The organism is Clostridium sp. OS1-26, from assembly GCF_030915445.1.
Taxonomy (GTDB): Bacteria; Bacillota; Clostridia; order Clostridiales; family Clostridiaceae; genus Clostridium_AM.
Map to the genome: position 1 here is coordinate 2,647,314 of NZ_CP133264.1, position 13,101 is coordinate 2,660,414.

Annotated in this window: 11 protein-coding genes; 10 read left to right on the top strand and 1 reads right to left on the bottom strand. The window is 30.1% G+C overall.

The genetic code is table 11. The features are described from left to right. Positions 1 to 111 precede the first annotated feature (111 nt). Positions 112 to 1,305 (bottom strand): MFS transporter, encoded by a 1,194-nt coding sequence (locus tag RCG18_RS12895; protein ID WP_308041669.1) that lies wholly within the window; start codon positions 1,303 to 1,305, stop codon positions 112 to 114. Positions 1,306 to 1,475: 170 nt separating this feature from the next. Here RCG18_RS12895 and RCG18_RS12900 point away from each other — a divergent pair, with 170 nt between their 5' ends. The 10 genes from RCG18_RS12900 to RCG18_RS12945 all read left to right on the top strand — a co-directional run bounded on the left by RCG18_RS12900 (position 1,476) and on the right by RCG18_RS12945 (position 12,981). Continuing rightward, positions 1,476 to 2,057, top strand: coding sequence for a class I SAM-dependent methyltransferase (locus tag RCG18_RS12900; protein ID WP_308041670.1), 582 nt, complete (start codon positions 1,476 to 1,478; stop codon positions 2,055 to 2,057). Between the two features lie 65 nt (positions 2,058 to 2,122). Then, entirely contained in the window at positions 2,123 to 2,584 is a 462-nt protein-coding gene (locus RCG18_RS12905) for a GyrI-like domain-containing protein (RefSeq protein WP_308041671.1), read from the top strand. Positions 2,585 to 3,350: 766 nt separating this feature from the next. Further along, positions 3,351 to 5,261 (top strand): ribosomal protection-like ABC-F family protein, encoded by a 1,911-nt coding sequence (abc-f, locus tag RCG18_RS12910; RefSeq protein ID WP_308041672.1) that lies wholly within the window; start codon positions 3,351 to 3,353, stop codon positions 5,259 to 5,261. 323 nt (positions 5,262 to 5,584) lie between these two features. Next, complete coding sequence (locus RCG18_RS12915) at positions 5,585 to 7,612, top strand: exo-beta-N-acetylmuramidase NamZ domain-containing protein (protein ID WP_308041673.1); 2,028 nt, start codon at positions 5,585 to 5,587, stop codon at positions 7,610 to 7,612. A 29-nt stretch (positions 7,613 to 7,641) separates the two neighbouring features. Continuing rightward, on the top strand, positions 7,642 to 7,917 hold the full coding sequence (locus RCG18_RS12920) for a DUF4491 family protein (RefSeq protein ID WP_308041674.1): 276 nt from the start codon (positions 7,642 to 7,644) through the stop codon (positions 7,915 to 7,917). Between the two features lie 83 nt (positions 7,918 to 8,000). Then, on the top strand, positions 8,001 to 8,858 hold the full coding sequence (locus RCG18_RS12925; RefSeq protein ID WP_308041675.1) for a DUF4037 domain-containing protein: 858 nt from the start codon (positions 8,001 to 8,003) through the stop codon (positions 8,856 to 8,858). 61 nt (positions 8,859 to 8,919) lie between these two features. After that, positions 8,920 to 9,600: a response regulator transcription factor gene (locus tag RCG18_RS12930; RefSeq protein WP_308041676.1), complete on the top strand. Its 681-nt coding sequence runs from the start codon at positions 8,920 to 8,922 to the stop codon at positions 9,598 to 9,600. Beyond that, complete coding sequence (locus RCG18_RS12935) at positions 9,575 to 10,591, top strand: sensor histidine kinase (RefSeq protein ID WP_308041677.1); 1,017 nt, start codon at positions 9,575 to 9,577, stop codon at positions 10,589 to 10,591. Before RCG18_RS12930 ends, RCG18_RS12935 begins: the two co-directional genes overlap by 26 nt. Before the next feature lie 69 nt (positions 10,592 to 10,660). Further along, positions 10,661 to 11,416, top strand: coding sequence for an ABC transporter ATP-binding protein (locus tag RCG18_RS12940; protein WP_308041678.1), 756 nt, complete (start codon positions 10,661 to 10,663; stop codon positions 11,414 to 11,416). Beyond that, positions 11,416 to 12,981 (top strand): ABC transporter permease, encoded by a 1,566-nt coding sequence (locus tag RCG18_RS12945; protein WP_308041679.1) that lies wholly within the window; start codon positions 11,416 to 11,418, stop codon positions 12,979 to 12,981. The genes RCG18_RS12940 and RCG18_RS12945 overlap by 1 nt, the downstream gene beginning before the upstream one ends. Positions 12,982 to 13,101 lie beyond the last annotated feature (120 nt).

Sequence of the window (13,101 nt, forward strand, 5' to 3'; positions counted from 1 at the left end):
TTATAATGGGCACTTTGAGGCTATTACTGATAATCATTTTGATGCAAAATATGAAAAGAAATAGAGTATTCTGTTTATAGGAATACTCTATTTAATAGAACATAATTGTTATTATGCTTTAACTTGAACTTGTTTTATTTTTAGTAAATCTACCCTTGGCTTTGGTAAAATAAAGGCAATTGTAGTTGCTATTACAGGTAAAATTGTTAAACATGTCAATGCCTGTCTAATTCCATAATTATCTGAAATCCAGCCTAGAAACGGAGCTGCTACCCCTCCTATACTTACAGCTAGACCTAAGGTAACTCCAGAAGCCAGCCCCATATGATTAGGTAAGTACTTTTGCCCTAATACTACCATAGGGCTAAAAGGTGCAAAAAGTGTTAAACCTATTGGTATCAAAAGTATCATAGATGTCAAAACAGTATGAACGTTAACGAATATAATTAATAGTGGTATCAAAATACCAAAGCCTACCTTTACAACATTTCTTTGACCATAGTGATCTGCCAAGCGTCCAGCTATGAGAGTACCTATAGCGCCCATAACAAGTAAAATAGTTAATGCTGTACTTCCCGTTGTTTTAGTTTGATTCAAAACATGTATAAAATATAATGGGAGAAAAGTATTTAGACCAAAGAAGGTTATAGAACGACAGGTGATTGGTCCTAAAAGCTTTAAAAAAGAATTCCATTCATCTTTAACTTCCTCAGAGGTTACAGTTCTTCTTGTCATTTTAGAAGATTCTTCTTTTTCCTTCTGTAATAAATATGGAATCCGAATCATGAAAATAATACTTACAATTAGCACTGGAACAATTAAAAATATGCTTCCTTTTAAACCAAAGATTAATAAAAGAGGTGTAGTAAGTATTGGACCTAATGCAAAGCCCACGTTTCCACCTGCTGTAAATATGCTAACACCAGTTGCCTTTTTTTCTCCAGATACGTTGTTAGCTAATTGAGCACCTCTGGGATGAAATGCGGCTATACCTATACCGCTAATAGCAACTGCAGTGAAAATAAGCCAATAATTTGAGGCATAGCCAGCAGCAGCCAGTCCTAGGCCTGCTAAAAGCATTCCAAGAGGCATTATCCAGGGAGTTGAAATTTTATCTGCAAAATAACCAAACAATGGTTGTACAATTGATGAACTGAAATTTGCTGCAAATATCAAGCTAGCAGCAGCTGCATAACTAAGATGTCGTCCACTTATCAAGAATGGAAGCATAGCAGGAAGTGCACCTTGGTTTATGTCTGTTACCAAATGTCCTGCACATAATAAACCTATATTTCCACGTTTCATAGTATCACTCCTTGAGTAGTTATAAATTCCTATACCATTATAACAAAGAAAGAATCATTTAAAAAACCTGGGAATATAGGCATAGGCGCCGTATAATATATTTAATAAGCAGCATTTAAAATAGGGTTGCAATTCTATATATTTTTGTAAAAACAAGGAGAGAATATCGCATGGATATTAGAAATCAAAAGGAATATTTTAATAACACTTATGAGAGATGGAAAGAAATATCTAATGAAAAGGATAATATTATAAACAAGACTGTAAATGCATTAGGAATATCAAAAGGAGACTCAGTACTGGACGTGGCATCAGGAGTAGGTGTATTGTATACAGCTTTGAAATACAAACAACTAAGCAATTATGTTGCTTTAGATATATCGGAAAAAATGCTAGAGGAACTAAAAACTTTATACCCTAAAGCAAAAACTATATGTGCTGATTTTGACAAAGAGGTGGAACTAGAAGAAAAGTTTGATTATATTATAATATTTAATAGTATTCCTCATTTTGCAAATTTAGATATAGTATTTTCTAATGCAAATAAGCATTTAAAAAATGGAGGAACTTTTGCAATAGTTCATACACGAACTCGAGAAGGACTAAAAGAGCATCATAAAAAAATAGGATTTAATTTAGGAAGAGAAGCAATTCCAAATGATGATATTTTGGATAAGCTTGTGAAAAAATACGACTTTGGAGAAAGTGTTATAGAAGATGATGATTTTTTCTACTTTAGTTGTATAAGATAGCAAATATGACATACTGATGTCATATAGCCTTATGTATAATTAAAGAAAAGCATGAGGTGATTGTGATGAATTATGAAATAGTAAGCTTGGAGAAAAAGGTAGTAGTTGGATTAATGAAAAAAACTACAAATAGTAACAATCAAGCGGTTACAGATATTGGATTGTTGTGGCAAGACTTTTTAGGCAGCGGTGTTTATTCAAAAATTAAGAATAAGACAAATTATAAAACAATAGGTTTATACACTGATTATGAAGGAGATTTTACTAAGCCTTATAAATTCTATGCTTGTTGCGAAGTAGATGAAGCTGAGGAGATTGTAGCGTCTCTTGAAAAAAAGGTAATCGAGGCTGGGAAATATGCAAAGTTTATTATTAATGGACATGTCAAAAATGCAGTAGGTGAATTTTGGTCGAAGCTTTGGAAAATGAATTTGGATAGAAAATATACTAGCGATTTTGAAGAGTATCAAAATATTTCAGATGATATGAATAATCAGGAAATACATGTTTATATTTCAATAAATTAAGCTTATATTGTAGGAGAGTGTCTGCTAGCGCCATTTAAGGTGTTACAGAGGCTTTATCCGATGTCTATCGCCACTAACACCCCAACGCACTCTGTGAAAGCGATTCACACCAAATCAAAGATTTGAGTTCTCTGCTTTTCTTAAAGTTGGGGATAAGTGGCGCTACGACCCTGGATAACGGCTTCTAAGCTTCAGATGGAGTTTAAAACTCCACCTGAAGCCAAGAATCCTGTTTATACCTTTTCAGTATTGATAAAAAATCTAAGTAAGAGAAAGAAGTTCAAAAAAATAGTGGTAATATGTTACTAAATTAGTTATAATAATATATGAATTTAAATTTACTTAAGGAGGGTCTAGTATGAAATGCATGATATACAGTAGTTCATCTGTAAAAAATGGAAATATGTTTTTTTACGGGAGAAGTGCGTCCTTTTTTAGAAAAACTGTATGTATAAAATCATGCTTAATTAAATGCTAGGATCTCTTATATTTTAGCACGGATTATAGCTCTATGGTTTTATACTATAGAGCTTTTCTTATTAATAAAATAAACTTTAGTTTTTTGCCAGCCAATATGGTAATAAAATTAAAGTTTTTGGATGTACACTCCTATAAGCCAGTAAATCAAAGTTGATGATTTATGTGGCTTATTTGTTTTTTGTAAAAATATTTTAATAGGAGTTATAACAATGAAAAATAGCATTAAATATTCTTATAATATTTAAGCTTAAAAATATAAATTAAACAATTAAGGAGGATGAAAATTATGATAGCATTAGCTCTAAATAATATTAAAAAATACTACGGAGGAACTCAAATTATTGATAATATGAACTTTGAAGTTCATGAGGGGGAAAAGGTTGGTATAGTTGGCAAAAATGGTTGCGGGAAAAGTACCATATTAAAGCTTATTATGGGGCTTGAAGCAGAGTACAGCGGCAATATTATTATAAAAAAAGATTCTAAACTAGGATATGTAGACCAGCTGCCAAGCTATAATGAAGATTTTAAGGTTATTGATGTGTTAAACCTAGCCTTCAATACTGAAAATGAAATTCTAAAAAACATGAAAAAGCTAGAAGATATAATGGCAAATCTCAAAGAAAATGAATTGGATAAAACCCTTAAAAATTATAATGACCTTCAACAAAGCTATGAACAGATAGGAGGCTATGAAACAGATGAAAGGTTAAGCAAGATTTGTATTGGACTTAATATAACTGAAGACTTTAAACAAAGAAACTTCAGCACGTTAAGTGGAGGTGAAAAAACCACTGTACTCCTTGCTAAGGTACTGCTTCAAAAGTCTGATATTCTACTACTGGATGAGCCTTCTAACCACCTTGATTTAAAATCAATAGAATGGCTTGAAGATTTTCTAAAGAACTATAAAGGTGCTGTTCTTATAGTATCTCATGACAGGTATTTTTTAGATAGAGTAGTAACTAAAATAATTGAAGTTGAAAATATGAAAAGTAAAAGCTATTTAGGAGGTTACTCTCAATATCTAGAACAAAAAGAAAAAGATATTGAACTTCAACTTGAAGCCTATAATGTTCAGCAGAAAAAAATTAATGCTATGGAAAAGTCTATTAAAGATTTAAGAGATTGGGGAATGAAAGGAGATAATGAAAAGTTCTTTAAAAGAGCTGAAAACATTAGAAAGAGATTAGAAAAGATAGAAAAGGTAGATAGACCTAAACTTGAGAATCGCAGCATGAATTTAAATATTAATATAGGTCAGCGTTCAGGAAAAGACATAATTAAGTTAGAGGATGGATTTAAAAGTTTTAAAAACAAAGTTATTCTAAAAGATGCTAATCTTCATTTTAGATATGGAGAAAAGCTGGCTTTAATAGGCAGTAATGGTTGTGGAAAATCTACGCTGTTAAAATTATTGTTAAAAGCTTTAAATCCTCAAGAGGAGTATGAAGACTATGTATTAGATAGTGGAAAAGTACAAATTGGTACTTCTCTAGAAATTGGATACCTACCTCAAAATGTGGTATTTAGCAATGAAGAATTCTCAATATTAGAATGTTTTAGAGAAGATATAGAACTACCTGAAGGCAAAGCTAGGGAGTACCTTGCAAAGTTTTTGTTCTTCGGTGAAAATGTATTTAAAAAAGTCAAAAATCTTTCAGGTGGAGAGAGAAGTCGTCTGTTGCTTTCAAAGCTCATGTTTAGAAAAGTTAACACTCTTATTTTAGATGAGCCAACAAATCATTTAGATATTGTATCTAGAGAGGTTCTTGAAGATACATTAAAAGAATTTAAAGGAAGCATTTTATTTGTCTCTCATGATAGGTATTTTATAAATACAATCTGTAGTAGAATAGTTGAACTTAAAGACGGGGTACTGACTTCCTATGAAGGAAATTATGAATACTACAAGTTAAAAAGTAATATAGAGCCCAAAAATGAAAAGTTAACTGTAAAAAAGACTGAAGATAGGAAAATATATAATAAAAAAATAAAGAACAAGGAAAAAACTAATGAAAAGAAAGCTGTTGTTATTGAAGAGAGAATTCAGGAATTGGAAAGTAAAATCAATCTAATTGAAAAGGAAATGGGGAGTTGTAATGAATATTCTAGACTTAATGAACTTCATATCTTAAAGGAAGACATTAATTTAGAAATTGAAGACCTAATGGAACAGTGGATGCAAATTTTATAAAACAATTTATTAAGTAAGATTGATAAAAAGTTTTTAAATCTACCTTAAGCTTTGGAAACATATTCCTCCATGTAAATTGAGCAATAAAGCTCAATATCTATAGTAAAAAGTTGTAAAATTATTTATAATTAGAATAGCTATGGAAATTTCACCTATAAATTACTAAAGTAACAAAATTATAAATTACATGGGGGAATATTTTTATGAAAAAGCTGTCTTGAAAGATTTTTTCAAGGTATATAATTTTATGAAAGTGAGAGTATAGGATGTTAAAAAGGAAATATTTATTTTTTGTAAGTTTTTTAGCAAGTACTTTATTTTGTATGTCAGTTAAGGTATCTGCTGCAATGGTTCAAAACAGATTTGGAGGTGTTGACAGATATGCTACCAGCATCAGTATATGCGAAAATAACTGGGATAAATCTGACTATGTAATTTTAGCTTCAGGAGAAGGCTTTGCAGATGCTCTTTGCGCTGCACCTTTAGCAAAAAAATATAATGCACCAGTTATATTGACAAATGGAAAGATTTTAAGTGGAGATATAGAAAAACAGTTAGCTAGATTAAATGTGAAGCAGGTATTTATAATAGGTGGTACTGGAGTTGTATCAACGAATATAGAAAAACAGTTAGATACTATGAAAATAGGACATGAGAGAATAGCTGGCAATGATAGGTATGATACTAGCTTAAAGGTTGCACAAATTATAGGAAATGATAAAGGGATAGTTTTGGCATCAGGTGAGAACTTTGCAGATGCATTATCAATAGCACCTATAGCTGCTGTTAAGGGAATGCCTATATTATTAACTAGTAAAAATAATTTACTTCAAGGTGCAAAGCAATATATACAAAATAGCAGCCAAAAGTGTTATATTGTTGGTGGTGTAGGCGTAATCAGCAATAGTACTACTGATTACATTACTGATTACATTACTGATTACAAGAGATTAGGCGGCATGGATAGATATGAAACTAATCAAAAAATAATTGATGAATTTTCCAGTGATATAAACTTTAGCAGTATCTATGTAAGTTCAGGGGAAGGTTTTGCAGATGCATTATCTGGTTCAGCAGCGGCGGCAAAAACAAACTCACCTTTAATACTTACAAATGGTAAGTCTTCAATTACAAAAACTCAATTTTATTCTAAAATTTCTTCAGAAAGTGAGTTTAGGGTATTAGGAGGAGAAGCAGTTGTGTCAAATGAAGCTGTAGAAAATTTATTGATTGATAAAGTAGAAAGTAATTTTAAACTTGGAGATGATTTATTAATAAATAAATACAGTAATTTAATAAAAGGTAAAAACATTGGACTTGTTACCAATCAAACAGGGGTAAACAGTAGGGAGATAAGTACTATTGATATATTAGCAAATTACGGTGAAGCTAAGCTTACAGCTCTCTTTGCACCAGAGCATGGGATTGATGGAAAAGCTAAAGCTGGAGATTATGTGAAATCATACATTGATGAAAGATTAAGGATTCCCGTATATAGTCTTTATGGAGATACAAGGATGCCTACAGAAGAAATGCTATCTAAGGTAGATGTTTTAGTGTTTGATATACAAGATATAGGAGCACGTTCTTATACTTTTATGTCTACATTAAATTATTGTATGAAAGCAGCAGCTAAGTATAATAAAGAAATTGTTGTCTTAGATAGACCTAATCCATTGGGAGGAGAAATTTTAGATGGTCCAGTGCTAGAAGATAAATTTAAGAGTTTTGTAGGAGTAGATAATATGCCAATGACTCATGGTATGACTGCAGGGGAGTTAGCTCAATTTTTTAATAGAAACATAATGGCCAAGCTTACGGTGGTACCTATGGAAGGATATAATAGAAGTATGATATTTCAAGACACTGGATTAAGCTGGATACAAAGTTCTCCCTATATACCAAACATAGAATCTGTTTTTTGTTATTCATCTACTGGGCTTGGTGAGGGAACTACAGTATACCAAGATGACTATTTTACATGGGTTGGAGGAAAAGGTATTAACTCTGAAAAATTTGCAGAGCTTTTAAACACAGCTAATTTATCTGGAGTTAAATTTAAAGCAGCTTCACGAAATGGCTTTGGTGGAGTAAAGCTTGAAATTACAGATTATCATACATTCAATCCTGCAAGAACAGGAATATATGTATTAGCTTATGCTCACTCCTTAAACAATTTTCAAGTTCCTAAAAGTGCAGATACAATTAATATGTTTGATAAAATAATGGGTACTGATAAAATTGGACAATACCTAGAAATGGGCTATACTCCTCAGCAAATTGAAGCAGAATATGAATCAGGACTTGAGCAATTTAAAGCTGAAAGAAGGAAATATTTGTTATATAATTAATTTAATATAAAAATGATAGAGGTGGTATTTTGAATTTTAAGGGTGTTACTATAGGATTAATTTCTTTTTTAATAATAGGAATCTTTCATCCTATTGTAATTAAAGCAGAGTACTATTTTAGTAAAAAGATTTGGCCGGTATTCTTAATTGTTGGTATAGTATTTATATTTTTATCTATGAGTATAAATGCACAAATATTATCAGCTATACTAGGTATCACGGGGTTTTCATGCCTTTGGAGTATTCACGAAATTTTTGAACAAGAGAAAAGAGTACAAAAAGGTTGGTATCCAAAGAAAGAGTAAAAATATACTTTATAATTTAATTATAGGTTTGAATTGAAGAATATCAAGAGATATCTGCAATTAGTTTTATAGGGGGGATTGTTATGTCTAAAAAAGTAATAAGTGAAGAGTGTAGGTCAAGAATTAAATTGGCAGAGGAAATTGTAAGCAAGTGTCCCGTAGAATACGGAAAAGAAATTATTATCACTGGATCTGTTTCAAGAGGCCTTGCAGATGAGAATTCTGATATTGAAATTGAATTTTTAGTTGATAATTTGATGTCAGAATGTGATATGGTCAATTGGATTAAAGAAATTGGAGGAGCAGAGGTACATCCTTATGGTGCACCAATAGGGGATGGTTCTGTATGGATAATATTCAAATATAAAGATTGTTGGATTGAAGCTGGTTGGCAAAAAATTGATACTATGAGAGATAACATAAAATTTATTTTAGCAGGTGAAGTTTATACCCATGATAAGATTATTTTAGCCTCAACATATAAAAACGCAATTTTTATAAGAAAAAATGGAATACTGAGCAATTTACAAGAAGATTTAAGTTTTTATCCAGATGATCTTCAACAAAAGATTATAATGAATACTATTAGTCCTTGGACTATAGATTTAGGCTTAAATGTTAGAAGAGTATTAGCTAAGAGAGAGGATAAAATACCACTGCTTGAGAGAATGATAGCAGACGTTCACAGGGTATTAAGGATTTTATATGCAATAAATAAACAATGGGAACCAGACTGGAAGTGGACAAAACATATAGTTAAGGATTTAGATATAAAGCCTGAAAGCTTAATTGAAAGAATAGATTCTATTATATGCATAAAAGATAGTGAAGAAAGCTTAAAGGCTTGCTTTAATCTAATATATGATACTCTATCTCTTATACCAGAGAATGTAGACTCCAAAGATATAATTAGAAAAATTATGAACAATATTAATAGATAGCGAAGCTGGAATTACTTCAAAAGTGAGGGGTTGTTGGAAAACAATCCCTAGAGGAGTTTTTATGAATAATATTTTATTAATAGAAGATGATATAAAATTGCAAAAATACATAACAGAATATTTAAGTGCATATGACTACAGTATTTTTACCATTGACAATTATGATTGTGTCATAGAGAGGGTAGAAGAGATAAGTCCTAGACTTATTATTCTGGACATTAATTTGCCCAAGTTTGATGGGTTTTATTTTCTTAAGTTAATAAGGGGAAAATGCAATATTCCTGTTATTATCCTTTCTGCAAGAAGTGAGGAAGGAGAGCAAATTAGAGGGATGAATCTTGGGGCTGATGATTATATAACTAAACCATTTAGTATAGGAATATTGCTGGCCAAAATTAATGCATTACTTAGAAGAGTGGGTGAATATGATGAAACAGCTGGCTTAACACAAGGTAATTTAATTTTAGTTGATGATAGCATGAATCTTAAATATAAGGAGAAAACATTAGAATTAAGCAAAAATGAATATAGAATTTTAAAGATACTTATTAAAAATAGTGGCAAAATAGTTACTCGAGAGGAATTATTAGAAACTTTATGGGATGATACTACATTTGTTGATGATAACACTTTAACAGTAAATATAACTAGAGTTAAAAAGAGGCTTAGTGATTTAGGGCTTGAGAATATTATTGTAACTAAAAGAGGAATAGGCTATGTATTTAATAGAATTGATGACTGATGTATTAAAAAATAAGAGTAGAGTAATTATAGCATATACTATAAATACCAGCATATTAATAATTTTTTACAATCTTTTATTAGATGCCAAGGAATTTTTATACCCTATTGTTATAAGCGCATTTGTATTATTCATATATCTTTTTATTGAGATGTTAAAATACAAAAATTTTGTTAGTAGTCTTAAAGAAGCAAAGGTGAGTCCTGATTATCAGTCTAAAAGCATGAATTTACAAGAAAAAATTATATTTGATACTATTAAGAATATACACGATGGATACACCAATAAGCTTTATGGAATGTACTTCCAGCAAAGGGACAAAGATACTTTGTTTTCACAATTCATACATAACATGAAGACTTCTGTAACAATTATTGATTTAGCCTCACAGAAAAGACCTTTGGAAATTAAAAACACCAATTATTTACAAGACATAAGAGAAGAGAACGATAAATTAAAAATTAATCTTGAGCAGTGCTTGAATGTTTTAAGGTTAGAAGATTTTTCTAAGGATTATGTACCAGAGAAGGTTAATTTAATAAAATTAGTTAATGATGTAATTAATGCTAAGAAGAGAGATTTTATATATAGGCGAGTTTACCCTAAGGTATATATAGATGCAGATATAGAAGTTTACACAGATAAAAAATGGTGTTCTTACATGATAGATCAGATTTTATCTAATTCTATAAAGTATTCTGCAAGCCATGAAAACAAAAAAATTTACATAACTTCTAAGACAGAAGAAAATAGTATAACTCTAAGTATAAGGGATGAAGGTATAGGCATAGACTTAGAGGATATACCAAGAGTTTTTGAAGCCTTTTTTACAGGAAATAACGGAAGAGAATATAAAAATGCAACTGGCATTGGATTATATATGGTAAAACTTATTTCTGAAAAGTTAGGGCATAGGGTGCATATAAACTCAAAAAAGGTAAAGGTACCGAAGTTGAAATTATATACCTTTCAAAAATGTAAGGTAATGTAAGGCAAATGCATTTGTTAAAATGTATTTGCCTTTTATACTAAAAGCATAGAAAAGAAGGAGGGTAAATGAATGGAGATACTCAAGGTAAATAATTTAACAAAGATATACAATGCTTATAAGGGAGCAAAAGAATTAGTTGCTTTAGACGGAATCAGCCTAAGTGTAAACAAAGGTGATTTTGTTGGAATAATGGGACCAAGTGGAAGTGGAAAAACTACTCTTTTGAATATTCTTTCAGGAGTGGACAAAAGCACTTCAGGAACAGTTATTATTGATAATAAAGATATAAGTAAAATGAGTAAAGACCAATTATCCTTATTTAGAAGAAAGAATATAGGATATATTTTTCAAGACTTTAATCTTTTAGATAGCTTAACTATAAAGGAAAACATAGCACTGCCGCTTATATTGGATAAAATAGCACCAAGGATAATTGAGAAAAAAGTAAAGAAGCTTATGGAAGATTTCAATATTGGTGATTTAATAGAAAAATATCCTTATCATATATCTGGTGGACAAAAGCAAAGGGCTGCAGCGGCTAGAGCTTTGGTTAATAATCCTGCTGTAATATATGCAGATGAACCAACAGGGAACCTGGATTCAAAATCATCGGATAGTATTATGAACACCATAGCAAAGATGAATGAGGAAATGAATAGTACAGTTTTTATGGTAACTCATGATCCTTTTGCAGCCTCTTTTTGTAAGAGAATTATATTTATAAAGGATGGCAGGATTAAATTAGAAATAACATCTGCTGGAGATAGAAAGAAATTTTTTGATAAGATATTAGAGATACAAAGCTTTATAGGAGGGGAGGAATAATGACTTTTTCTTCTATAATATTTAAAAGCCTAAAGCACAATTTAAAGAAATATATTTCATTCTTTTTCGTTAACACCTTTATTGTGGCCATACTTTTTATGTACGGTAGTTTAATGTTTAATAATATTATAATAAAGGAAATAGGAAAAAGTATTATATTTGAAAATATGAAAATGGCATTTATCGGTATAGCAGCATTTTCAATAATCTTTATATCATATACAAACATTTCTTTTGTTAAATATAGAGGGAAGGAATTTGGAGTTTATTTAACTTTAGGAATGACAACTAGGGATTTGAGAAAAATGACTTTACTTGAAAATATAGTAATAGTGATAACTTCATTATTTGCAGGAATTATAACAGGATTAGTTTTCTCAAGACTATTTTATATGATTGTTAGCAAGATATTGATGATAGAAAAATCAATTTATCAAATAAGCTATAAAACATTTTTATTGAGTTCAGGTGTATTTTTAGTAATTTTTATAATCAATACAATTTTAACTAACATTTATATATGTAAGCTATCGATTATTGAGGTTATAAAGTCCGTTTCTAAAAAGGAAATAGGCAAATCGAGATTAACCCTTGGTACATTAGCATTAATTATATTTTTGTTATCACTATACTTTTTACCTAAAACTCTTTTCAAACAAACCTTTAATGGAAATGATAATATGGTTATTTTTTTTGCAGTAGTCATAATAATTTGTCCTTATTTTATAATAGGTACTTTTATAGTTTTGTTTAAAAATGTGATAAAGTTATTTCCAAAGTTATACAATAATAATCTGTTAATTTTAGCAAATCTTTCTCACAGATTCTCGGCATATAAAACAGTGTTATATATAGTATCGCTGCTAGTTAGTGGAGCCATATTTTTTATTGGTTTTACTTATAACTTATATAGTTCAGCAGAGGATCAAATTAATGAAACTCATCCTTATGAAATTATGTTTGTAGAAGAAAACAATTATAATAATATTTCATCTGGAGAGGTGGAAAATCTAATAAAAGCAAATGGAGGAAAGCTTGAAAAGTACTCAATTTTAGAATATATGCACCTTCCAGAGTATATGGTTATAGATGGTGAAGTAGAATTTTGGGATGACAAAGCTTCTATAATTAGTGAAAGTAATTATAACAAGCATATGAATACAAAAATAGATGTAAAATCTGGAGAATTAGTTCAGGTAAATGTCATCAAAGAAAGGATGGCAAACCCTCATAAAAATAATGATGTAATATTTACCTTTGATGATGCGAAAAAAGTTGAAGAAAGAAGTAAAATATTTGATAAAGAATTTAAAGTGTCAAAAGAAAAATTCTTTAAGACTGTAGATAAAGATAATTTGCTTATAGCACCTGGAGGCAAAAAGGAATATATAAGTGCACCGTTCACTAATGATTATGCTACTAACATATATTATACAGGAAGTGCATTTATTATAGATGATAATGATTATATAAGGATTAAAAATAAGATGAGCGGTAGTAGTATATCGAAAAATCACTTAATTAACCTAAAAAAGGGTGATAAAAAAAGATATTTAATGCTTTAGTAAGTGATTTAGAAAAGGTTAACAAACAGAATAGAAAATCCACTGTAAAAGATTACAGACCAATATTTAAAGAAGAAATATTAAAAGCGTCTCTAAAAGAAAATGGGTCTTTCTTCTTTT